At 61.3% G+C, this 23827-nt stretch carries 23 protein-coding genes; 19 read left to right on the plus strand and 4 right to left on the minus strand.

Going from position 1 to position 23827, the window contains the following annotated elements:
- Positions 1–37: 37 nt before the first annotated feature.
- On the minus strand, positions 38–1234 hold the full coding sequence (locus tag JMY28_RS06950) for a zinc ribbon domain-containing protein (RefSeq protein WP_201695132.1): 1197 nt from the start codon (positions 1232–1234) through the stop codon (positions 38–40).
- Between the two features lie 853 nt (positions 1235–2087).
- Between JMY28_RS06950 and JMY28_RS06955 the strand changes: the two genes are divergently transcribed.
- The 3 genes from JMY28_RS06955 (at position 2088) to JMY28_RS06965 (ending at position 5052) form a co-directional block, all read left to right on the plus strand.
- A complete protein-coding gene (locus JMY28_RS06955; protein WP_201695133.1) occupies positions 2088–3911 on the plus strand; it encodes a S10 family serine carboxypeptidase-like protein in 1824 nt (607 codons plus the stop codon).
- Positions 3912–4036: 125 nt separating this feature from the next.
- Positions 4037–4396, plus strand: coding sequence for a 2-oxoglutarate dehydrogenase (locus tag JMY28_RS06960; RefSeq protein WP_407945479.1), 360 nt, complete (start codon positions 4037–4039; stop codon positions 4394–4396).
- On the plus strand, positions 4393–5052 hold the full coding sequence (locus JMY28_RS06965) for a hypothetical protein (RefSeq protein ID WP_201695135.1): 660 nt from the start codon (positions 4393–4395) through the stop codon (positions 5050–5052). The genes JMY28_RS06960 and JMY28_RS06965 overlap by 4 nt, the downstream gene beginning before the upstream one ends.
- 188 nt (positions 5053–5240) lie before the next feature.
- Here JMY28_RS06965 and JMY28_RS06970 read toward each other — a convergent pair whose 3' ends face one another.
- Positions 5241–5714, minus strand: a complete 474-nt coding sequence (locus tag JMY28_RS06970) for a YMGG-like glycine zipper-containing protein (protein ID WP_201695136.1) — start codon at positions 5712–5714, stop codon at positions 5241–5243.
- Positions 5715–5823: 109 nt separating this feature from the next.
- Here JMY28_RS06970 and JMY28_RS06975 point away from each other — a divergent pair, with 109 nt between their 5' ends.
- From JMY28_RS06975 to JMY28_RS07000, 6 genes are all read left to right on the plus strand, one after another.
- Complete coding sequence (locus JMY28_RS06975; protein WP_201695137.1) at positions 5824–6057, plus strand: hypothetical protein; 234 nt, start codon at positions 5824–5826, stop codon at positions 6055–6057.
- Positions 6054–6287 (plus strand): hypothetical protein, encoded by a 234-nt coding sequence (locus tag JMY28_RS06980; protein WP_201695138.1) that lies wholly within the window; start codon positions 6054–6056, stop codon positions 6285–6287. Before JMY28_RS06975 ends, JMY28_RS06980 begins: the two co-directional genes overlap by 4 nt.
- Positions 6288–6415: 128 nt before the next feature.
- Positions 6416–7483, plus strand: coding sequence for a LacI family DNA-binding transcriptional regulator (locus JMY28_RS06985; protein WP_201695139.1), 1068 nt, complete (start codon positions 6416–6418; stop codon positions 7481–7483).
- Positions 7484–7555: 72 nt separating this feature from the next.
- The gene (locus JMY28_RS06990; protein WP_201695140.1) at positions 7556–8530 is read left to right on the plus strand and encodes a substrate-binding domain-containing protein; all 975 of its coding nucleotides are present in this window, start codon (positions 7556–7558) and stop codon (positions 8528–8530) included.
- Positions 8531–10051, plus strand: a complete 1521-nt coding sequence (locus JMY28_RS06995) for a sugar ABC transporter ATP-binding protein (RefSeq protein WP_201695141.1) — start codon at positions 8531–8533, stop codon at positions 10049–10051.
- A 24-nt stretch (positions 10052–10075) separates the two neighbouring features.
- Positions 10076–11377, plus strand: a complete 1302-nt coding sequence (locus tag JMY28_RS07000; protein WP_201695142.1) for an ABC transporter permease — start codon at positions 10076–10078, stop codon at positions 11375–11377.
- Positions 11378–11444: 67 nt separating this feature from the next.
- Here JMY28_RS07000 and JMY28_RS07005 read toward each other — a convergent pair whose 3' ends face one another.
- A complete protein-coding gene (locus JMY28_RS07005) occupies positions 11445–11738 on the minus strand; it encodes a BON domain-containing protein (protein WP_201695143.1) in 294 nt (97 codons plus the stop codon).
- A gap of 867 nt (positions 11739–12605) precedes the next feature.
- Between JMY28_RS07005 and JMY28_RS07010 the strand changes: the two genes are divergently transcribed.
- The 10 genes from JMY28_RS07010 to JMY28_RS07055 all read left to right on the plus strand — a co-directional run bounded on the left by JMY28_RS07010 (position 12606) and on the right by JMY28_RS07055 (position 22680).
- Positions 12606–13757: a porin gene (locus tag JMY28_RS07010; protein WP_201695144.1), complete on the plus strand. Its 1152-nt coding sequence runs from the start codon at positions 12606–12608 to the stop codon at positions 13755–13757.
- Between the two features lie 243 nt (positions 13758–14000).
- Positions 14001–15092, plus strand: coding sequence for a LacI family DNA-binding transcriptional regulator (locus JMY28_RS07015; protein ID WP_201695145.1), 1092 nt, complete (start codon positions 14001–14003; stop codon positions 15090–15092).
- Between the two features lie 186 nt (positions 15093–15278).
- Positions 15279–16526, plus strand: coding sequence for an ABC transporter substrate-binding protein (locus tag JMY28_RS07020; RefSeq protein WP_201695146.1), 1248 nt, complete (start codon positions 15279–15281; stop codon positions 16524–16526).
- A 104-nt stretch (positions 16527–16630) separates the two neighbouring features.
- Entirely contained in the window at positions 16631–17656 is a 1026-nt protein-coding gene (locus tag JMY28_RS07025) for a carbohydrate ABC transporter permease (protein WP_201695147.1), read from the plus strand.
- Positions 17653–18483 carry a carbohydrate ABC transporter permease gene (locus JMY28_RS07030; protein WP_201695148.1) on the plus strand — a complete coding sequence of 277 codons (831 nt, stop codon included), beginning with the start codon at positions 17653–17655 and terminating at the stop codon, positions 18481–18483. The genes JMY28_RS07025 and JMY28_RS07030 overlap by 4 nt, the downstream gene beginning before the upstream one ends.
- A gap of 66 nt (positions 18484–18549) precedes the next feature.
- Positions 18550–19887: a GH1 family beta-glucosidase gene (locus tag JMY28_RS07035; RefSeq protein WP_201695149.1), complete on the plus strand. Its 1338-nt coding sequence runs from the start codon at positions 18550–18552 to the stop codon at positions 19885–19887.
- Between the two features lie 96 nt (positions 19888–19983).
- Complete coding sequence (locus tag JMY28_RS07040; protein WP_201695150.1) at positions 19984–21114, plus strand: ABC transporter ATP-binding protein; 1131 nt, start codon at positions 19984–19986, stop codon at positions 21112–21114.
- A 29-nt stretch (positions 21115–21143) separates the two neighbouring features.
- Positions 21144–21368, plus strand: a complete 225-nt coding sequence (locus tag JMY28_RS07045; protein WP_201695151.1) for a hypothetical protein — start codon at positions 21144–21146, stop codon at positions 21366–21368.
- A 692-nt stretch (positions 21369–22060) separates the two neighbouring features.
- Positions 22061–22291 (plus strand): type II toxin-antitoxin system Phd/YefM family antitoxin, encoded by a 231-nt coding sequence (locus tag JMY28_RS07050; protein ID WP_201695152.1) that lies wholly within the window; start codon positions 22061–22063, stop codon positions 22289–22291.
- Positions 22291–22680: a type II toxin-antitoxin system VapC family toxin gene (locus tag JMY28_RS07055; RefSeq protein ID WP_201695153.1), complete on the plus strand. Its 390-nt coding sequence runs from the start codon at positions 22291–22293 to the stop codon at positions 22678–22680. Before JMY28_RS07050 ends, JMY28_RS07055 begins: the two co-directional genes overlap by 1 nt.
- Here the strand turns inward: JMY28_RS07055 and JMY28_RS07060 are convergent.
- Positions 22659–23735, minus strand: coding sequence for a LacI family DNA-binding transcriptional regulator (locus JMY28_RS07060; RefSeq protein WP_236596736.1), 1077 nt, complete (start codon positions 23733–23735; stop codon positions 22659–22661). The two genes, JMY28_RS07055 and JMY28_RS07060, sit on opposite strands and share 22 nt — an antisense overlap.
- Between the last annotated feature and the right edge of the window lie 92 nt (positions 23736–23827).

The following is a 23827-nucleotide window of genomic DNA, read 5'->3' on the forward strand; positions in this document are numbered from 1 at the left end:
GATGTACGGCAGACTTCGTTATGTTAGGGAATCCTTTTCAATGCGTGGCGCCTGGTGGCGCGGTGTGCGTCCAGCCGTTTTGCACGATCGCGCGCTGCCGTGCGTCGGCACTGTTGTCGTTGCTGGCGGGACTGGCAGCCGTCGCCGCGTTCGTCATATTCGTTGCATTCGTTGCGTTCGTTGCGTTCGTCGCGTTCGTCGTATCAGGCAGCGGTGGCGGCGATGGGTTCGTGTTCCAATCCTGCGACGACGGCAGTCGCACGGTGTTCGCTGCGTGCGGCATGGGTGCTGCCGCGTTCGCTTGCGGGGCGCCATTGGGCGAGCTGAGCGGTTTCCAGGCAGACGATACGATGGCGCGCTCCATAAACGATTGCGCGGCTTGACTGCTCGAATCGATCGCCAGTGCCTCCGAAGCTTGTTGCTGCACGCAGCCCCAGACACGCTGTGCGGCACAGCGGTCCGCGTTTTGCAACGCGATATCGCGCCGTTGCTCGCGCGCCGCGATATCTCTTTGTAGCGCGTGTGCCTCTTCGTTGTTCGGGTCGCGTGCGAGCACGGCATTGGCCGCGGCGCTCGCGTCGAACAGGTTGTTTTGAGCAAGACTGGTACGCGCGACACGCAGGCCGTCGGCCACATCCGCGATTTGCGGCGCGGCGTGTGCATTCGGCGCGGGCGATTGAGGCTCGACGCGGGTCTCCGTGCTCGCAGCAGCGGGCGTTTCATCCGTCTGTTGCCGAGGCGCATTGATCGAAACCGATCCGCCCGAAGAATGCAGGGTCGCTTCGCTCGCTGTGTCCTCCCGCTGGCGGTTGGTGCCGAGCAGCAGATACGTGCCGTATGCGAAAGCAAGAATGAATGCGATGACGAATAGGCCCTTGGGAAAGATCCACTGCCCCATCTGCGAAAACCGCAAGTTCTGCGCGAGTTGCATGGCGTGCTGCGCGGCGTGCTGCACGCCGTTCTGTTCAGTGTGCGGGTAGCTGGGGTCCAGCGATGGCCCATCGGACGGGGGCACGCCCGCCGGCGCCATCTTCGCGGCCGAGGGTGCGGGGGGCGCCGCCGTAGTGGCGCCGAGGGGTGTCATCGTGGCTTTCGGATGGGTGCCTAGCGAAACTTTGTCGAGCGGAGAATCCGTGCCGCAGTAAGGACAGAATTCGAAGTTCTCATACAGCAGCCCGCCGCAGCGCTTGCACGCGGAGGGGAAGTTATGGTCGCGACCAATCTGAGCGGACATGATGTCGTCCCACCGTTATGGCGATGCCATTTCGGCATGCTCAGAATCGTCGTTGAAGCGAAGCGCGATGCCCCGCGGAACTCACGATCTGCATGCGCAGGAAAGCGGCGTGGCCGACCGAGCGCAGCCGCGTTAAGAAAATATGGTTGATTTCCCACAGCGCGTCAATCTCCGCTGTTGCCTGGCGCACATATGCGTGGTGGCTTAATTCTGGTGAAGATTGAGGTGCGGAACGTTTTACCGCGCAATTCAGGTTTCGTGTGCGTGCTGCTTTTATTTATAAGGGTAGCGAAATGACCGAGCGTGCTTCTTTACGGTCCTGCACCGAACGAGAAATGTGGCCCCAATTGAACACGCTGGCCGATGGCCGCCAACCACGGATTGCAATCATTCAGACAAACGCTGAGGCCTTGTCGAGCATGCAATTCGTCATTCGCTCACGGCCGCGTTGCAACGAGATCTCGCATCGCCGGCACGCATGCACCTGTTGGTTTCGTGCTTGCTGGAATTGCTGCGTGCGCATCGAATCAGCACGCATAGCTTGCGAAACTATCCCTTGACAAAGTACCGCGGCGCCTCCTATTTTTCCTCTGCCATCTTTCATTACAAAATATTTCCCGCGAAATCATGTCGGCGAAACTCAATGTATTCGCCTCATGCGCTATGGGTTATTTAGTTATCCATAGTAAATAAATAACGCTCAAATTGAATCGACTTTGTCAGGAATGGAAAGTTAAATGTCAGCCGCTGTATGCCGTTAGTGCATTTGAATTTCGATGCTTTTTTCAAGGCTTCATTTCCGGCGAAGGCGGTCCCCGCGTAGTGTGACGTCATCATTCGAAGGGGTATAACAATGCATCCGGACAGTAGACCCAGCGTGGGTTGTAGCCGTAGTTGGAGCCAGCTGCGCCATGCAGGCGCGATGGCTATTGGTGTGCTGATGCTTGCGGGATGCGGAGGCGGCGATAGCAGCCCGTCCTCGTCTGCCGCGAGCGCGCTGAACCAGGTTTCGGCGAGTGCTAAGGCAGCCGCGCAGACGCCAAATTCATCAAACGCAAACCAGCCCTACACGGACCCGATCGCGTACTCGGCAAATGCCAACGATGGCCTTGCCGTGTCGCAGGTCGCCGAAAAAGCCGCAATCATGCATTACCAGTGGAGTTCGGGGAAAACGACCATCAACTACACGACGACAACCGGCCATTTGACCGCTTCTGACGCGAACGGCAATCCGGAAGCGACGATGTCGTATGTCGCTTATACCGCGCCGAGCACAAACGGTTCGCCGCGGCCGGTGACGTTCATCTATAACGGTGGTCCGGGTTCGTCATCGATCTGGTTGCGTCTCGGCTCGTTTGCGCCAACGCGTGTCGCCACGCCCGATCCGCTGCTCACCAACTGGCCGAACTTTCCACTCGTCGACAATGCGGAGAGCCTGATCGACACCACGGACATGGTGTTCATCGACCCGCCGGGCACGGGGCTTTCGGAGGCCATCCTGCCGAACACGAACCAGAAGTTCTGGGGCTGCGATCCAGACGTGGACGTGATGCGCGATTTCATCAAGCGCTATCTGGCGGTGAATAATCGCGGCAGTTCACCGATCTATCTCTACGGCGAATCGTATGGCACGCCGCGCACCGACATGCTTGCGCTCGCGCTCGAAGCGGCGGGCGTGCAACTGACCGGCATCGTGCTTCAGTCGTCCATCCTGAATTACTTTGCCGACGCGATCGAGGCGACGGCGATCACGGATTCAACGGCAGGTTTGCAGCTCGACACCGATACGCTCGCGGGCTATTACCCCGGCTATGCCGAAGTGGCGGCCTACTTCAATCTGGTTTCGCCGCCATTGATCGATCAAGGACTCTTTGCGCTGCAGTCGGAGATCTTCGCGACAGGTCAGTACCAGCATTTCAGGAAATACGCGCAATCGTGGGTGCTGAGTCAACTCGGCATTCCCGACGCGCTCGGCAATCCTGTCTTTCCGCCCGAGAAAACGCTGGATTCGTGGCGCTGGCCTTCGAGCCTCACGTTGCAGGCGCTCAATGGCTATTTCAACGTGAATCCCTTCAATAACGAACTGATTCCGGGCACGACGATCGGGCGTTACGATGGGCGCGTGTCGTTGCCGGATTCGGATCCGCGTTTGCAGAGCGACGGCGACCCATCGGACATCCTCATCTCGCAGCCGTTCACGACCGCACTCGCCACGCAGATGCCGGATTATCTCGGCTACACGGCGCCGAATGCGACGTACATGCCGCTGAACGACAACATCATCGAGGTCTGGGACTTCTCGCACGACGGCCAGCCACTGCCCGATACGCTACCCGACCTGCTCGGCGCGATTCAGCTCAATCCGCAGCTCAAGGTGCTTTCGGAGAACGGTTATCACGATCTCGCAACGCCGTTCTTCAATACAGAGAAGCAGCTTGCTCGCCTGCAAACGGTGGCGGGTTTGCGCCCGAACCTGCAGGTCAACTTCTTCCAGGGCGGCCATATGATTTATCTGGACAACGTCGCGCGCCCGAAGATGAAGGCCGATCTCGTGAGCTACTATGGTGGCCAACCCATACCATTGGCGCTTTCGCTCTGGACGCTTCCGCAGCCGTGGCCCGACGAGAGTCCCGCGGGCACGCCGACTTCCACTGCAGTCGCGGCAGCGGGCCAATAACGTCACAGATCGGGGTTTGCGTCGAGCGTCGATATTCGATATTCGATGTGGTGACCCCGCTCCTCACTCATTGAAGGCGAGCGATCATGTCTACATTCAAAAAGCTATGGTGCATTACGCCGCTCATGGTTTGCGCGGTTGCTGCCGTCACACTGGCCAACGCCCAGGCCGCAACGCAGGCGGTGGCGCCCGTTCAACTCCCGAAGGGCGGCCACGGTGTGGATGGCCCATTTTTCCCGTCTAACCGGCCAGCGCCGCTCACGCCCTCCACGGGTACGCAATTGCAGCAGCAGGCGCAGCAGCGAGTGGCGGCTCGACTAGGCGCGAATTCCGCGTTGAGCAACGGCGCTTCGATTACGAAAGCTCAGGCGCAAAGCAGCGGGCTGGGGTACATCGCGCAGCATTTCGATCAGATCGACACGGCGCATACCGGCCGTGTGTCGATGGGCGACGTGCAGCAATATCTGCAGAAGCAGGGCCAATGAGGGCACATGTGCGTCGCGCCGCAGCGATCGGCGTCGTGTGCGTGCTGGCGGCGGGGCCGGGCGCCCCGTCGAGCTTCGCGCTCGACGCCGCTTCCATTGTGCTGCCTCAGGACGCGCCGCACTACACGGTCGGGGACAACTGGACCTTCGAGCGGTCCGACCCGCTGTCCGGTAAGAGTCGAACCTTCACGCAAACCGTGACGTCCGTCGATGCAGACGGCAGTGCATCGCTTCTGGTCGGCCCGGGCGGCGGGCGTCTGGAACTCACCTCCGAAGCCAATGTGATTCCCAATGGCGCCGACGCGCGTGCCTGCGGGATCGCCCTGCATTTTCCGCTGCGAGCCGGTGAGCGCTATGAGGCCGACTGCATAGCGAGGACCCCTTCAGGCATGAGGGTGCAGCGCCGAGCCCAATGTGAAGTGCAAGGCGTGGAGACGGTCAGGACGAAGGCGGGCGCTTTCTCCGCGATCAAGATCACGATGAGCGGTGTCTGGCAGCCGCAGTACGGCCCGGGCGGCGGCCCGATGGAGGAGACGCTCTGGTATGCCCCGAGCGTCAAGCGCGTGGTGCGTGAAGAGTTTCAAGGGCGTCTCGCCGGCAGGGGCGCGCCCGCGACGAACGCGATCGAACTGGTGCATTACGCGGTGAAGCCGTAACACGCTCGCACGTTTGTCCTCCAACTAGTCTGCACACGAAATCTCCCGCTGTCTCGTTCTCATTTACGGATTCCGCTAAGCGCGCCTCTCGTTGTCGGAAGGGCCACGTTGCACATATTCGCTTCGTGCAACGTGGCCCTTCCATCATCGCGATTCTTCGCTTCGTTTCTCGACGCTATCGCCGGCGCTTAGCGCAGGGAATAGCCTCGGCCCTGCATGCAAGCACCCCATGCACGGTGAAAACTTGCGAGCGCCTGTTGCTGCGCCGATTCCGTCTGTGCGTTTTGCGCCTCTGCGGCACGCTCCTGCCGCCGGTGCGCTATGCCGCCCGCAACCTCGCCGGACACGGCGCCGATGGCCGCGCCGCGACCGGCGTTGCCCGCGATCGCGCCAGCGGCGGCACCCACGGCCGCGCCTCCGGCGGCGCCCCTGACGCGTTGGCCGTTCTGCGCTTGCGCTTGCGGCGCGCCGTTTGCCACTTTCGCCGGGTCAATGCCCGTTTGCTGTTTTGCCCACGTATAGCAAGCACTTTCATCGGCGCTTTGCTGTTGAGCGCTTTGACCTCTCGACGGATACACAGCTGTTTGTTGGGCAAGCGCCGGAAGTGCAGTACCTGCAATCAGAATTGCGGCAGGAATAAATGCGATGCGATTGATTCTCATGGAGTTCTTCTCATAGTGGCGTGAACAAGCCGGCAGAGAATATCGTGTGATCGTTCGATAGCGTAGATGGATGAATCAAGAAGCGCTTCACTCCCGTTGATAGGTGTCAATGGAAGTTGAGACAAACCGGGAGATCACGGAGTGTGGTTGTATTTATTTGATTTGCTTTTGCATAACGCAAAAAAAACGGCATTCGACAGAAATTTTGGTTCTGGCCAAATTCAATGCGCTTAATGATTTTGAAATAGGCAAGCAAGGCACCTGCGCAGCTCCGCGCGACGGTGGTGGGGCCAATGGTACGCTTGGGCTTCAAAATCACGTGGCTGGAGATTGCCTATCATGAAGCGCTTGCGCTGCGCAGCGTTCCTCGCCTTGCTGGTTGCCGGTTGTGCTTCATCGCCTCCGCCCGCCGCGGACACGGAAACCTACATGCTGCACACGCCCGAGGGTGCGAAGCCCGGCGCGCCCGCCTCGAAGCCGCCGAGGCTCACCGTGGGCGTTAGCGATCCCGACACGCAATTGATTCTTCCGTGGTTCCTCAACGACATCATCAACTTCGTGAACTACCGCTAGTTTTCGCGCTTTCTCCGGCGCCCCGGTAAAACCCTCCCTTGAAGCCTGAAAATCCATTTCCTACTCTATGAAACGTTTCAGTTCAGACGGATAGCAACGGGCGGATAACCTCAGGCGGACAGACCAGCATGGACGACCGCAAGAAGAGTGCCAGTACGCTCAAGGACGTTGCGCACGCGGCGGGTGTCTCGCTGGGCACGGCATCGAAGGTGCTCGCGGGGGCCGCGAACGTGAGCGAAGCGCGGCAGCGGCAGGTCTGGGAAGCGGCCCGCAAGCTCGGCTACCGGCGCAACAGTCTGGCCGCCGAATTGCGCAGTTGCCGCTCCACGTCCATCGGTTTTGTCGTGCCCGACCTGACCAATTCGTTTTTCATCGAACTGGTCTGCGCGCTCGAAGATCACGCACTCGAATCCGGTTATCGGCTCATCCTCGCGCACGCCCAGGAGGACCCGGAACGCGAAGCGGAGCGCGTCCGCTTCGTCCTCTCGCGTCAGGTGGCGGGCATGATCATCATTCCGTGCCACGGTTACGAGCACGCGATCAGCGAGCTGCGCGAATGCGACGTGCCGCTCGTGATGGCCGATCGCGTGGACAACAGCTTTCCTGCCAACACCGTCACGACCGACAGCCATCGCGCGGCGATGGACGGCACCGGGCATCTCATCGCGCTCGGTCACCGCCGCATCACGTTCATCGTCAATGCGCTCGACCTCGTCAACAGCCGCGAGCGGGCCCAGGGCTACCAGGACGCGATGCAGCGTGCCGGGCTGGCGCAATACGCCAACGTCGTGGTGTGCGGCATGAGCGATACCGAAAGCCACGCGACGACGCTCGGCGTGCTCGCCGCGCGCGAGCGCCCCACGGCGCTTTTCACCGGCGCCAACGTCGCGACGCTCGGCGCGCTGCGAGCGATAAGCGACGCGGGCTTGCGCTTGCCCGACGACGTCTCGCTGCTTTCCTTCGACGACGCGCCGTGGATGTCGGTGCTGCGTCCCGGCATCAGTTCGATTCGTCAGCCCGCCGAGGCGATAGCCCGCGGCATCTGGCACCTCCTGCACAAACAGCTGCAGGGCGAGAACCCGGAGATCGTGCACTTGCGCATGCGTGCCGACTTGCGCGTGCGCGACAGCACGGGCCCGATGCGGTATGACGAATGGGGCGAAGCGGTGAGCGCATCCGCCGCGCCGCCGCTATAACGTTTTATTTTTTGTAGCACCCGAGGCCGGTCACTCGCGCCGCCCGGTTCAGACAACAAAGGAGACAGGGCAATGGACAGTCAACGACGCATTCTGATTGCGGGTTTGGTCGCCGTGCCGCTTGCCGGTGCAGCGGGTCTTCTCGGGACGCTCAGCGCCCCCGCGTTCGGGCAGCAGAAGAAATACCGCTTCGGCTTCTCGCAGGTGACCACGGTCGAGCCCTGGCGCGTGCAGTTCAACAAGGACATGAAAGCCGAGGCCGCGAAGCATCCGGAGGTCGATCTGATCATTGCCGACGCCGGCGACCGCACCGACAAGCAGAATGCCGACATGGAGAATTTCATCGCGCAGAAAATGGATGCGATCTTCATTTCGCCCAAGGAGTCGGCGGGGCTGACGGGCGTGGTGGAAAAAGCCTATAAAGCAGGTATTCCCGTGTTCGTGCTCGACCGCGAGGTGAACGGCGAATCCTATACGCAGTTTATTGGCGGCGACAACGTGCAGATCGGCCGCGAAGCCGGCGCATTCATCGTCAAGCTGATGGGCGGCCCGGGACATGCACAGGGCAATCTCGTCGAGGTGTGGGGCGGCTTCGGCGCACAACCGGCGCACGATCGCCACGACGGCGCAGTGAGCGTGACCGGCAAGGAGCCGGGCATCAAGCTCGTAGGCGAGCGCGTGGATTGCGACTGGAAGCAGGACAAGGCCTACGAGTACATGAAGACGGTGTTGCGCGTGAATCCAAAAATCGATGTTGTCTACGGGCACAACGATCCCATGGCCTATGGCGCCTATCTTGCGGCCAAGGATGCGGGGCGCGACAAGAGCATCAAGTTCGTGGGCATCGACGGCTTGCCGCAGGAGGGCGCGACCTGGGTGTCGCAAGGTTTGCTTGCCGGCACGTTCATGTACCCCACGCCCGGCGCCGAAGGCATACGCCAGGCGCTCAAGCTGCTCCACGGCGAAAAGATCCCGAAGAAGGTCACGTTGCCGACGCAGGGCATTTTTGCGGACAACGCCAAGGCGTATATTGCTAGCCACTCCTGAATGAATGCCGCTGCCACCGCGCCGCTGATCGAGGCGGCAGGCCTGTCGATATCGTTCAACGGCAGCGCCGTGTTGTCGAGCGTCGACTTCGATGTCGTGGCGGGCGAGGTGCATGCGCTCGTCGGCGAGAACGGCGCGGGGAAATCGAGCCTCATGAAGATGCTGGGCGGGCTCTATACGCCGGACAGCGGCACGATACGCGTGCGGGGCGTGCCCACACGCCTTGCGAGCGTGAACGACGCGATTGACGCAGGAATTGCGGTCATTCATCAGGAGCTGAATCTCGTCGATACGCTTTCGGCTGTCGACAACATATTTCTCGGCAAGGAACCGCGCACACGCTGGGGTTTTCCGGACCGGCGTGCCATGCGCACGGCTGCGCGCAACGTACTTGGACAATTGGGCTTTCGCGAGAGCCCCGACACGCTGGTCGGCGCGCTGCGGGTGGGCGAAAAGCAACTGGTGGAGATCGCCAAGTCGTTGCTGGCCGAAGCGCGGGTGCTGATCATGGACGAGCCCACCTCGGCGCTCTCCGACGCCGAGACCCACGCGCTCCTCACACTCACGCGGCAACTGCGCGAGCGCGGCATGGGAATCGTGCTGATCAGCCACCGGCTGGGTGAGGTCTTCGCCGTGGCCGACCGCGTGACCGTGCTGCGCGACGGCCGGCGCATCTCGACACTGCCGGTCGCGCAGGTGGAGTCCTCGACGGCGCTCGTCTCGATGATGATCGGCAAGGACTTCGCGCCGCCCGAGCGCGGCGCGGACGAGGCGCCGCGCGCTCGCAGCACGAGTGTCGAGGTGCGCAATCTTTCGCTGTGGGGGCCGGCGCGCGCGATGGTGCGCGACGTGTCGTTTTCGGTGCGCGAGGGCGAAGTGTTCGGCCTTTCGGGTTTGCTCGGCGCGGGCAAGACCGAAGTGCTCGAAGCCATCTACGGAATCTCGGCCTACCGGCTGGAGGGTGCTATTGCCATCGCGGGGCAGCGGCGGTCATTCAGGTCTCCGAATGAAGCCGCGGAATCGGGTCTTGCCTTCGTGACCGAAGACCGCAAGAAGGATGGCCTCGTGCTCGACCAATCGCTGGAAGCGAATCTCGTGCTGCCGTCGTTGCCGCGCGTGCCCGGCTTTCCGTTCTACAGGCGGCGCAGGTTGTGCAACTGGGCCGCTGAGCAGGCGCGCGCCTCGCGGGTCAAGCATCGCAGCCTCGCGCAGAGCGCCAATAGCTTGTCGGGCGGCAATCAGCAAAAGCTCATCATCGGCAAATGGCTGATGACGAAGCCGCGCATCCTGCTGCTCGACGAGCCGACACGAGGCGTGGACGTGGCTGCAAAAGCGGAGATTTACCGCCAGATACTCGACGCGGCGCGCTCGGGCGTGACCGTGCTGATCGCAAGCTCCGAAATCGACGAATTGACCTTGCTGTGCGACCGCATTCTCGTGCTGTGCGAAGGGCGCGCCAAACAGATCGTGCCGCGCAGCGATTTTTCCGGCGACCTGCTGATCGACCTCGCTTCGCCCTGAATTGCCCCTGACTGGAGACTGACCATGCTGCATGTGCAGGACCATGTCGCCGAGCCGGACGCGCCAACGCGCAGGCGTCAACTCAGCATGCTCATGACACACCTGAAATACTACGTGGGGCTGATCGTGCTGCTCGTGGTGGGCGCGTTCACCTCGCCTCACTCGACCGATGGCGGCAACATCTTTCTTTCCAGCGCCAATATCTCCGATGTGTTTCGCGAAGTCGCGAACGTCGGCGTGATGTCGATCGGCATGACGCTCGTGATCATCACCGCGGGCATCGACCTGTCCGTCGGGGCGATCATGGGCCTCGGCAGCGTGCTGACCGCGATGCTGCTCACCACGGAAGGGTGGAGCCGGGCGACTTATGCGTCGCTCGCGCTCAACGCGATTGCCGTGTTCTCGATCGTATTGATCGTGCTGGGTGCATGGCGCAGGCCGCAACGCTTGCCGGGCGCCCACACGGGAACTGCACGCGCGGTGCGCGGTGGCGTAGCGCTGCTGTGCGCGGCGCTGGCGTGCCTGTATATCGTGTCGCGCGCGGCGCACCGCATGCCGCTGGCAGGTGTGCTCTGGATCGTACCGCTCGCGGGCTTCACGGTGGGCAGCATCAACGGATGGATTATCACGCGCGGGCGCATGCAGCCATTCATCGTCACGCTCGCGGCAATGGTCGGCGTGCTTGGGGCCGCGCGGCTGATCGCCGGGCAGGACACCGCCGTTTATTCGATTTACAGCGGCACGAATGCCACGGCGGATATCGAGAGTCTGCGAGCGCTGCTGTTCAATCTGATTCCGGTACCCGCGCTTTTCTTTCTCGTGATTGCGCTTGTTTTTAGCTTCGTGATGAACCGTACTGTGTTCGGAAAATATCTGTACGCAATCGGAGGAAACGAGAAATGCGCCGTTGTTTCAGGGCTCGACGTCAAGCGCTACAAGATGATGGCCTACGCCATTTCCGGCCTGCTCTCGGCGCTGGTTGGCGTGCTCTATGCGGCGCAGTACCGCCAGGGGAAGGCCGATGCCGGGACCGGCTGGGAACTCGATGCGATTGCCGCCGTGGTAATTGGCGGGACGAGTCTTTCCGGCGGCGTTGGACGCATATCGGGCACCGTGGCGGGCGTGCTCATATTCGGCTTCCTTGGCAATATCCTGTTGCTCAACGACATCGACAGCAATACCCAGCTAGTCCTCAAAGGCCTGATCATCGTGATCGCCGTGTTTCTGCAGCAGACCGACTATGGGCGGGGCGGCTGGTTCAAACGGATCAGACGTGCCAAAAATGCCGAAAATGCTAAAAGTGCGATTGCGCGGCGCGATCAATAAATAGAGAGCAGCGCGCGGACGATACGGGCCGTGTCCGCGCGCGGCGTTCCATTCAATCTCACCGACTTCAGCGTCCACGCGCAAGCCAGCTGTCCACCGATTGCACACCCGCGACACCAGCCGCAGTGCGTTCGGCCAGTGCGACCTGTTCGTGCTCTGGTACAAATCCTAGCAGCGTGACCGTGCCTCCCCGGGCAAATACAAAGACATGAGAATTGCTCACGCCGTTGCGCGCGAGACTGACCCGGACGTCGTGTGCGAGTTGCGAGTCGCTTGACCCCGAATCGGTTTGAGCCTGAACGGCCGGCACCATGGCGCTGGAAATCAGTAATGCGAGAGTGGAAGTGATGATGGCTTTCACGATACCTCCTTGCAGTGTGGCAGAAGTGCCGGTCAACTCCGGCAGCAAGCCTTCCGGCCCGCTTCAACGCAGGGCCGCGGAAGTCAGAGGGCAGACCACCTCGTGCGGCGTGCGGCACAGTGGTCACCGCAATGGCGCGTCGAGGGTTTTGCCAGTCGGGCAAGGAACGGCTGCGCCGTTGCCCGGCGAAAGTTACGCTGGTGCGTGCTGGTGCATTGCGTTCGGACGGGACGTCGCGCGCGCGACGTGGCGGGGGAACAGCGGGAGTCGAGGCGCAGGGTTTTACGTGGCGCGATCGTGTGAAGCCGGCAAGCCCGCGGGATTCATGCACACAGTCCCGCGCTGAGGGTGCTTACCGGCAAGTCTCAACTCGTTGCCCGGCAGGGTATACCTTGATCATAGTCGCTATCGCCCGCGCGTGCTGGTGACAGCGCTGTCAATCCCCTGCAGGGAAAGCTGCAGATGCAACGGGCAAGAATTTTCGTATCGTCGTTGCAACTTCACAACATCGATGCGCGGCGTTTGAAAGCGCTGTCAAGCGTGTTTTGGCCGATGTAGCACGGGTGTTCGGAACATTTCCCACGCCGCGCATATTTTCCCTCACGACCGCAAATGGATTTGCGAGGCTTGTGACCATAACGCGATGGTCACAAAGCAGGGGCCTACTCCGGGACATGGCGGCGTGCAACTGTTATCGGTAACAGAGTTTTCCCTAACGTGCCGGTTCGATACACGGGGCGGGGGCGTCCCTATAATCGCCTCGAAATGTGATTCGGGACATTTCAGTGAGGCAGCCTGGTAGGTAACGTGTAAGAGCGCACGCGACCTGCGCGGTTTGGAGACGCTAAAATATATATAGGATAGCTAATGAAGAAGAAGCTTATTGCTTTGTCGGTGATGGCAGCTGCGACGACGATGGCGCACGCGCAGAGCAGCGTCACACTGTATGGCCGTATCGACAACGGCGTGCAGTATGAAACCGGCCTGCCGGGCGGTAACAAGTTCTCGGCACAGAGTGGCGACTGGGGTTGCTCCTGGTTTGGCCTGCTGGGTTCGGAAGATCTCGGCGGCGGCACGAAGGCAGTCTTCCAGTTGGAAGGCCAGCTCAATACGCAGACGGGCGCTTCGGCGGGCAATCTGTTCGGCCGTCACGCCACGGTGGGCTTCTCCAACGACCGCTTCGGTCTGTTCAAGGTGGGTAACCTCGGCGCCGGCGAACTTTCGCAGGACAGCTGGGGCGCGGACCCGCAGCTGATGCAGCGTTACGCCATCTCGACGCTGGTGCGCGGCCGTAACTGGGCGAGCACGAGCAACGGCGCCGAATATGACTCGCCTACGCTGTTCGGCGGTCTCGTGTTCAAGGGCCAGTATTCGCTGACCAACAACACGAGCTGGAACTCGGCGCCGGTCAACGCGCAAGGCGTGCCGACTGGCCAGGGCCGTACGAACGCGATTGAAGGTATCTACACGTGGGGCAGCGGCGATTTCCGCGTGATCTATGACGAAGTCCGCGGTGCAGACGGCTCGTTCAACAACGTGTATTCGGCGTCGCGCTCGATCCTCGTTGGCGGCACGTACGTGCTCGGTCCTGTCAAGCTGTATGCGGGCTACCAGCACTTGAGCGCACCGGACGCCACCGACGCAACCATGGGCGTGGCTGGCACGCAGCCGGCTGGCGTGAGCGCACCGACGGCGGTGAACCACGAGTGGATCGGCGCGGGCTGGCAGGTGAACGACGCTTCGGCGATTACGGCTGCAGTGTTCCACGCGAACGCGAACAACGGCAACGGCAATGCCACCCTGTTCACGCTCGGCACGACGTACAACCTCTCGAAGCGGACGTTCCTGTACGCGGAAGCGGGCTACGTGCACAACAGCTCGACGTCGAACATCAACCTCGGCAACGGTCCGTACGGCAACAACAACTTCGACGCGGCGACGGGCACGTCGTCGAACGACAACCCGAACTACGGTCACAGCCAGACCGGCGTGTTCGCGGGCATCATGCACATGTTCTGATTTGACTTCGTTTGACCTGTAGTTGTTGTGATCTCTTTGTGTCAGGTATTGCTTAATTCTCTTTCATAGAGAGGCCGGTGCGATCTCTCCTCCACCCTGGTCGCACCGGCTGCTTTTTCTGCGCTTTGTTGTTCCACGTTGTTGTTCCACTTTTTTGTTCCAGTTAGTCACTTCGAATTCGTATCGGGAATCGCTTTTTTCAGTGTTTGAAAGCGCTTTCATGGAAATGTTCAGGCGGAACTCATGACCGATGGCACCAACGAAACACCCGGCGCGCCCAGTGTCCCCAGTGGTCCCAATGCGGGTCCCAACGTGACGCTGGAAGAAATTGCGCGCGCAGCCGGTGTGTCTCCGAGCACGGTGTCGCGCATCCTGAACGGCACCGCACGTGTGCTTCCCGAAAAGCAGCGCGCGGTGGAAGAGGCGATCGCGCGTTTCAACTATCGGCCAAACGTGCTGGCGCGCAGTCTTGCGAGCGGCCGGACCGAAACCATCGGCGTACTGACGCAGGCCGTGTCGAGTCCGTTTTACGCTGAGTGGCTGCGCGGGATTGAAGAGGCGCTTTCGGGGCCAGGCTTCACACCGATTTTCGTGAGCAGCCGCTGGAATGTCGTCGACGAAAAGGCGCGCCTCGAAGAATTCATCGCGCGCCGCGTGGACGGCATCATTCTGCTGCATGCACAACTCGACGAGCCCACGCTCACCGAATATTCGCGCTACGCACCCATGCTCGTGCTGGGGCGCTCGGTTCAAAACGGCACGGCGCTAGCAGGCCTGCCGATCGACAACCTGCAAGGCGCTCGCGACGCGACGCACCATCTAATCGAGCAGGGTCACCGCGAGATCGCGTTCATTGCTGGCCCAAGCAGTCACGAGGACGCGATCGAGCGTCTCGAAGGCTACCGTATCGCACTGGAAGAGGCGGGCATCGGCTTCGACGCCGATCTGGTCGAGCAGGGCGACTACCTCGAAACAGGCGGAGTCACGGCGATGGAGCGGTTGCTGGTGCGCCGGCCGTCGCTGAGTGCGGTGTTCTGTGCGAACGACCAGACCGCATACGGTGCGCGTCTTGCCATGTTTCGCCGCGGCGTGCGCGTGCCCGAGGACGTGTCGCTGGTCGGCTTCGACGATCTGCCGACCTCTTCGTATATGACGCCGCCTTTGACGACGGTCAGGCAGCCGACCTATGAAATCGGCCGGCTCGCGGCGCAAGGCATCGTGCAGATGATCCGCAAGCAGCCCATTGCGTTAAGCCCGATTCCGCTCACGCTGGTGACGCGCGAAACGACGCGACGTATAGGGCCTTCGTTGAGCAGGGGAGATACGGGCGCGTGAGGTTTGCGTCCACGCCTGTGTCCTTATCGGGCCGTTTTTTTAGTTTTGCGGTGAAAGCGCTTTCAAACAATGGAACGCGGTAAGCAATTCGTCAAGTAGTGCGAATCAAAACAACAGGGGAAGCAGTTCGTAGCAGCAGGGGAGCATTTGAACGTCACTCACAAACGTTTCGTCAGGAGACATGTAATGAATTTCCGCTTTTCAGGCACTGCCGCCGCCGCTTTGCTCAGCCTGGCTACAGTCGCTGCGCATGCCAATACCACGCTGACCGTCGCGGTGTTTCCGAAGCTGGACCAGGAAATCAAGGACGCGATTCCGGCGTGGAAGAAGCTGCATCCGGACGTCGACATCAAGGTGACGTCGCTCGCGATCGGCGATCACCACAACGCCATGACCACCGCGCTTGCAACCAGTTCGGACCTGCCCGACGTGATGGCCGTGGAAGTCGGCTTCATTGGCCGCTTCGCAGCGGGCGGCGGTCTCGAAGACCTGGCCAAGCCGCCTTATAGCGCGGGTCAGTACAAGAGCCAGTTCATCAACTACACGTTCGCGCAGGCCACCACGCAGGACGGCCAGATTGTCGGCATGCCGGGCGATATCGGCCCGGGCACGCTGTTCTACCGCAAGGACATTCTCGACAAGGCAGGCGTGAGCGAAGCCGACCTGACGAAGTCGTGGGACTCGTATCTCGCGGCTGGCCAGAAGATCAAGAAGGCAACGGGCGCGTACCTGATGGCATCGTCGCGCGATATCGAAGACATCTATATTCGTGCCGACCTGAAGGAAGGCGACGGCGTGTACTTCGACAAGGCCGGCAATCCGATCGTGACGTCGCCGCGCTTCGTGAAGGCGTTCGAGCTTGCGAAGAAGGCGCGCGATCTCGGCCTCGACGCGAAGATCACGCCGTGGTCGAACGAGTGGGCCGAAAGCTTCAAGCGCGGTACGGTCGCGACGCAAATGATGGGCGCGTGGCTTGGCGGCCACCTTTCGTCGTGGATCGCACCGGACACGAAGGGTCTCTGGCGCGCGACGAATCTGCCTGGCGGCGCTTATGCATCGTTTGGCGGCACGTTCTGGTCGATTCCGGTGAAGGCCACGCAAAAGCAACTGTCGTGGGAATTCATCAAGTTCCTGACGACGCGCCCGGACGAGCAGCTCGCTTCGTTCCGCTCGATCGACGCGTTCCCGGCACTGCTTTCCGCACAGCACGACGACTTCTTTGCGCAGCCCGTGGCGTTCCTCGGCAACGAGAAAGCTCGCCTGATCTGGCGTGATGCAGCCGCGCACATCCCGGCGATCCAGCGCAGCAAGTACGACCAGGTTGCCGAAGAGGCGGTCCACTCGGCGCTCGACAAGGTGGTCGACAGCAACGAGGACATCAATCAGGCGCTGCAGGAAGCACAGGCTGAAATCACGCATCGCGTCCGCCGTTAAGCGGTTCTGATGAAACGGCGCGGCACTTGGCCGCGCTCTGAAGTCTGCTGCAACAGCGTGGCCGGTCACCCAGGCCGGCCACGCCCGAATGGACGGAACTATCGATGAACTCTCCTCTGCCCACAACTGAACAGGTTTCCCGGGAAGGGCTCGTACGCGACACGCTCGCGCCGCTCGCCCACGCTCGTGGAAAACCGCGGCTCAATCCGGTCAAGATCGCGCCGTACCTGTTTCTCGCGCCGTTTTTCGTGCTGTTCGCCGTGTTCCTGGCCTTTCCGCTGCTGTTTTCGCTGTATCTCTCGTTCCAGAGCTGGGACGCGACGGCGGGACTGGCGAGCATGAAGTGGGTGGGCCTGTCGAACTTCACGTTCACGCTGACTGACCCGTGGTTCTGGAAGTCGCTCTATAACACGGCCTCGATGGCGGTCATGTCCGGTGTGCCGCAGCATCTCATTGCGCTACCGCTGGCGTTCTTTCTGCAAACCGCGTTCCGCCGTTGGCGCAATTTCGTGGTGGGACTGTATTTTCTGCCCTTCATCACGTCGAGTGTGGCCATCGCGCTGATTTTCTCGTCGCTGTATTCGACCGACTTCGGCATGATCAACCTCGCCATTACCGAAATCGGCAAGATTCCGGGGCTGCACTGGATCGTGCCTTCGAAACCGATCGAGTGGCTGTACAACCCGGCCAATGTGAAACCGGCGGTCTCCGTTGTCGTCTTCTGGCGCTACGTAGGCTGGAATACGGTGCTTTATCTGTCTGCACTGCAGACCATTCCAAAGGACATTTACGAAGCGGCGCGCATTGACGGCGCAAATGGCTGGCAACAGTTCACGCGCATCACGATTCCGCTTCTTAAGCCGATGATCTTCTTCGCCGTCACGCTTTCGATCATCGGTGGGCTGCAACTGTTCGAAGAGCCTTTCATCCTGCTCCCGAACGATGGCATGGGTACGAGCCAGTCCGGCTTGACCACGGCGGTCTACATGTATCGCACGGCATTCCACGACGGCGACTTCGGCACGGCCAGTTCGATCGCGTGGCTGCTCTTCATCACGATTTCCGCGCTGATGTGGCTCAACACGCGCATTTTCCACCGCAGCGGCATGAAAGAGGAGGCACAGCGATGAAACTGTCCAAAAACAAGGCACGCTATACGGGTTATGCCGTCGTGCTGACGGGGGCGGTGCTGATGTTCTCGCCGTTCTGGTTCATGTTCGTCTTCGCCACGCACACGAGTTCCGAGATTTTCTCGATGCCGCCGCCGCTCTGGTTCGGCAACGCGTTTCTCGACAACATGGCGTCGCTCATGCGGCACATTCCGTTCTGGCGTAATCTGGGCTGGAGCTTCTACACGGCCACGATTCAGACCGTGCTGACGTTACTCGTCACGTCGATGGCCGGTTACGCGTTCGCGATGTATGAGTTCCGCTTCAAGAAGACGCTCTTTGCCGTTGCGCTCACAGCCATGCTGGTGCCGCCGTTCCTCAGCATGATTCCGACCTTCATGACGATGAACCTGCTCGGCTGGATCAATCAGCCGCGCGCGCTGTATGTGCCAGGAGCCGCCGCCGCGCTCGGCGTGTTCCTCATGCGCCAGTACATCTCGTCGGCCATTCCGTCCGACCTGATCGAGGCGGCGCGCATCGACGGCTGCGGCGAGTTCCGCATTTACTGGAGCATCGTGCTGCCGCTGCTCGGACCGGCACTGGGCACGCTTGGGCTCATCAGCTTCATTCAGGCCTGGAATAACTTTCTCTCGGCGCTCGTCGTATTGCGTTCGCCTTCGATGTACACGCTGCCCCTTGCGCTGCGCATTTTACAGAGCCCGACCAATTCGGACTGGGGCGCGGTGATGGCGGGTTCCGCGGTCGCGGTGGTGCCGTTGCTGGTGCTGTTCGCTTTCACCTCGCGGCGGTTGATCGACGGTTTGACGACCGGCGCGGTCAAGGCCTGAGTTTCTCTCCATTCATTTTCAGCCCGTTCGCTAAAAAGCGGACGACTAATAAGGATACCTATAGTTATGTCGACGTTTCGATTCAAGGAAGACTTCGTCTGGGGCGTGGCCACCAGCTCGTATCAGATCGAGGGTGCAGCGCGCGAGGACGGCCGTGGCGAGTCGATCTGGGACACGTTCTGCCGCGTGCCCGGCAAGGTCGTGAAAGGCGAGAGCGGCGACGTAGCCTGCGATCACTACCATCGCTTTGAGGAAGATCTCGATCTGATGGCGCAAATGGGCGTCAATGCTTACCGTTTTTCGATTGCATGGCCGCGTGTGCAACCGGATGGTCGCGGCGCTTACAACGAAAAGGGCCTCGCGTTCTACGAGCGTCTGGTCGACGGTTTGCTCAAGCGCGGCATTCAACCGTTCGCCACGCTGTATCACTGGGACTTGCCGCAAGCGTTGCAGACGGAGCAAAGCGGCTGGGAAAGCCGCGACACGGCGTATCGTTTCGCTGATTACGCAGGCAAGATCGGCCGCGTGCTGGGCGACCGGGTGGCTTCGATCGCCACGCACAACGAACCCTGGTGTACCGCATGGCTCGGCAATGCAACGGGTTACTTCGCACCGGGCAATGCCGACCTGAAGAAAGCGGCTCACGTGGCGCATCATCTGCTGCTTTCGCACGGTCTCGCGGTTCAGGCCATGCGCGCCGATGGCGTGAAGGCGCCGCTTGGCATCGTGCTCAACCAGTCGCCGGCACACGGCGCGACCGAGGCGCCGGAAGATGTTGCGGCTGCATCGCTCGAATACGCGAAGTTCGTGCGCTGGTACATGGACCCGATCTTCAAGGGCGAATATCCGGCCGAAGCATTGCAATGGTATGGCGCGAACGGCCCGCAGGAGGTGATTCGCGACGGCGACTTCGACATCATCGGCACGCCGCTCGACTTCCTCGGCATTAACTATTACACGCGAATTTTCGCTAGCGCCTCGGGCGACAAGCGTCCGCCGGGCGTGCACGGCTTCACGGACATGGACTGGGAAGTCTATCCGGAAGGCCTGACTGAACTGCTCACGAATCTCAACGGCGAGTACAAGCTGCCGCCGATCTACATCACCGAGAACGGCTGCGCGGCGAAAGACGCGCTGGAAAACGGTCGCGTGCAGGACACCGATCGAATCAACTTCCTCGATCTGCACCTGGCCGCACTGTCCGAAGCGGCGCAACAAGGTGTGGACGTGGCCGGCTATTTCGCATGGAGCATGCTGGACAACTTCGAATGGGCATCCGGTTACGACAAGCGCTTCGGCATGGTGTATGTCGACTACGAGACCCAGAAGCGCACGCTGAAGGACAGCGCGCACTGGTATAGCGAGGTCATCGCGGAGCATGCCGCCGCCGAGGCAGCCCGCTAACGCGGGCACACAGACAGCACCGCAACCCGCGCGAAGAAGGAAGTGACGTCGACCTCGCGCGGGACGACAAGCAAGAGCACTAAGGAGGACGTAACAATGGGCGAACTCGTATTGCGCAACGTCGTGAAGACGTACGGCGAAGGTCCGCAGATCATTCAGGGCATCGATCTGCATATTCCGGACGGACAGTTCACGGTATTCGTCGGCCCGTCGGGTTGCGGAAAGTCGACCATGCTGCGCATGATCGCCGGACTCGAGGAAGTGAGCGGCGGCGACATTCTGATCGACGGCGTACGCGTGAACGATCTTCAGCCTGTGGATCGCGGCGTGTCGATGGTGTTCCAGAGCTATGCGCTCTATCCGCATATGACGGTTGAGCAGAACATGGGCTTTTCGCTCAAGCTCTCGGGCAAACCGAAGCGCGAAGTACGCGAGGTGGTGGGGCGTGCCGCCGAAATCCTGCAGATCACGCACCTGCTCGATCGCAGGCCCAAGGCGCTCTCGGGCGGCCAGCGGCAGCGCGTCGCGATTGGGCGCGCGATCGTGCGCAAGCCACGCGTGTTTCTGTTCGACGAACCGCTGTCGAATCTCGATGCGGCACTGCGCGTGCAAATGCGCATCGAGCTGGCGAAGCTGCACCGTGAGCTCGGCACGACGATGATTTACGTCACGCACGATCAGGTCGAGGCGATGACGCTCGGCGAGCAGATCGTGGTGTTCAACAAGGGCAACATCGAACAGACGGGCGCGCCGCTCGATCTGTACGACCGGCCTGCGAACCGCTTTGTCGGCGGCTTTATCGGCTCGCCGCAAATGAACATGCTCAGCGCCACCGTTGTGTCGCAAAACGGCGTGCAAACCGTCCTGTCGCTCGCGGGTGCAAGCCACCGCATCGCGCTATCGGGTCGTCCGGACCGTGCGCTCAATGGCGAATTGACCCTGGGCGTGCGCGCCGAACACCTGAGCATCGGCTTGCCGGACGAGGGCATCGCCGCCCGTGTCGAACTGGTCGAACATCTCGGCGACGTGTCGATCCTGCACGCGCGTCCGGATGGCATGGCGCACGCCATTGCGCTCAAGCTCGACAAGAAGGACGCGCAGTACGAACCGGGCGCACGCGTGGGCATCAAGGTGGCGTCGTCCGCGGTCACGCTTTTCGACACGAAGGGCGAGGCGGTGGCGTTCGAGCGCCCCGAAGTGGGAGAAAACGTTCAAGCCGTCGTTTGAGGTGCGCGCTTGCGATGGAGATGAGTGCAATGGCGAACAAAGGGTCGAAGGGCGATTTCGAATCCGCTGCGAAGGCGTTGTCCGGACGTACGGCGACGCCGGCTGTCGCGCCCGACGTGACGGACCAGGAACGCGAGCCGCCGCGTAGCCGCCCGGAGAAACGGCGCGAACCGCTGTATGCGTTCATCGTCCATTTCGATGCGGAGCCTTCATCGAAGCCGCTGCCCCCGGATTATCCGGACCAGCAAGCGTGACGATGTCGGGGCAGGGACGATTACGAGTGTCGCGAATGTGCGTTACGACTTTTGTTACCGCACATTTAACGTTAGCCGGAACGGTACTTTCTTGCAGTACCCTGTGGCGAACTCGCCAGGCGCTCTTGCCTTGCTGAGCCGGCTTCTGGCGGGGTTTACACGCACGCTGCCGCATTTCGCCGAGCCCAGGTAAACCACGCATGGCGGCGCCAGAACGGGGCATTTAACATGAATTAACGTTAAGGGTAACGTTATTATGTTTCTGCTTAATCGACGGTCTGCAGCAAGGGCAATTATCTCCCCCGACGCTCCGCTTCCCGGCGGCAGCGTCCGTACGGCGAAGCGAGGCGTACACCGCATTCGCACTGGGCCGCCGGCAAGCAACACACCCTGTTGTCTTGCCTCGCGGTTCGCTCGAACACAACTCGGGCTGCCTGACGGGCATTCACCAGACGTATCGATTATATGAAAGCGTAAGGGCTGCCAGGGGGCATTCGAGCGAAATATGTTACCGGTAAAAACCCGCAGTTCGTTGGTGCGGGGTGTACCGGCGCCAGGGCGTATTTCAGGCAGTAAACCGAAGGGCTTGGCCGATAAAGAGCCATTGGGGCACGAAGCGCGGGCATTCGATTGCGCGCGCAACGACCCGATGCAATAAAAATCTATTTGAATTTTGATGGGTGGAGAGCGTCATGGAAAAGCGAGTATCCAAAGCCATTTTCAAGTCCCGGGCCTGCGAACTGTTCCGCCAGGTCGAAACACTGGGCGAAACCGTCATCGTGACGGACCGGGGGCAACCCACCATTGAAATCCGGCCGTATCGCAGCAAGACGGAGAATCCGCTCGAACTGCTGCGCGCGTCGATCACGCATTTCAACCTCAAGCACGCGCTTGCACCGGTCGCCGCCGAGCAGGAAGAGTAATGATCACGCTCGACACGCTTGCGCTTGTGTGCTGGCTCGGCAGGCAGAAAGCGTTGAGCCAGGCTGCGCACGATGCGATCGACCGTGAACTGGACGGCGGCGAGATTCTCATCTCGGCAATCAGCGCGCTGGAAATCGCGGAGTTCGTGAAGGCCGGCAGCCTCGGGCTTTCCATGGACGCGCGGAGCTGGCTTTCCACCTTTCTAAAACTGGATGGCGTGCGCCTGATTCCGGTCGATTCCGAAATTGCCTTTCGCGCGGCGACGCTGCCGCCCGCGCTCACTTCGCATCAGAGGTTGATCGTCGCGACCGCCCGCACGCATGGCGGCGCGCTCGTGACCTCCGATGCGAAGGTGCGCGCTTCGACTTACGTCGAAACGATCTGGTGACGCGAACGGCGGTGCCGCGTCTTGGCCGGACCGGTCGAGTCGCGCACCACCAGTTCCGCGGGCAGCGTGATGCGCTGCGAAGCGGCGTCGATGCCGGCGATCTGCGCGAGCAGCGTATTGACCGCCGAGCGTGCCATTTGCTGGAACGGCTGGCGAATCGTAGTGAGGGCGGGATGAAATTGCTCGGACATCGGAATGTCGTCGAAACCGATCACGGAAATGTCGTCAGGCACACGCAGGCCCGCTTCCCTCACCGCGGCGATCACGCCGAACGCGCTCTGGTCGTTGGCCGTGAAGATCGCGGTGGGCGGATCGGAGAGGTTGAGCAGATCGAACGTGACGTCGAACGCCATCATTTGCGAGAGATCGCCCGCGGCAACCAGCGCGTCTTCGCGCGGCAAGCCGAGTTTGGCGAGCGTGTCGCGATAGCCGCGTTGACGATCGCGCACACCCTCGATGGTTTCGTCGCCGGCGAGGAATGCAATGCGCTTGTGACCGAGTTCCGCGAGATGTTCGACCGCGAGACAGGCGCCGCCGTAGTTATCGACGGATACCGAAGGAAACCCCGTGAGCGTGCCGCGCTGATCGACCACCACCACCGGCACCTGGGCCGTGGCGAGCGCTTCGAGGCAGAGCGATTCGCGCGGCAGGATGGCGAGAATGCCGTCCGAAAACTGTTGAATCAACCCGAGCAGGTCGTGATGCGCATGGCGGTCTTCGTCGAACACGGTGTACACGAGCATTTCCATACCCGCGCCGCGTGCCGCGCGGCCCGCGCCGAGCACCAGTTCGCTCGAGAACTGCGTGTCGAGTGTGGGCGTGATGATGCCGATGATGCCGTTGCGCCCGCCCGAGAGTTTCTGCGCAGTGCGATTCACGACATAGCCGATATCCGAAGCGATTCTCAGCACTTCGTCGCGCGTTTCGCGCGACACGCCCGGGCGTCCATTGAGCGCGCGCGACGCGGTCATCTGCGACACGCCGGCCAGCTTCGCTACGTGCTCAAGCGTGGGAGTTTGCCTTGCCATGCGTGGTGTGGGCTTACGAGAGGTCATGTCTGCGAAGACTCGCTCGTGACTCGCCGGTTACTCCGCGGGTTAGACACTAGTCACGTTAGCGATACCGTTTATGTGCTGGCTATTCTATC

Source organism: Paraburkholderia hiiakae, assembly GCF_904848665.1.
GTDB lineage: Bacteria > Pseudomonadota > Gammaproteobacteria > Burkholderiales > Burkholderiaceae > Paraburkholderia > Paraburkholderia hiiakae.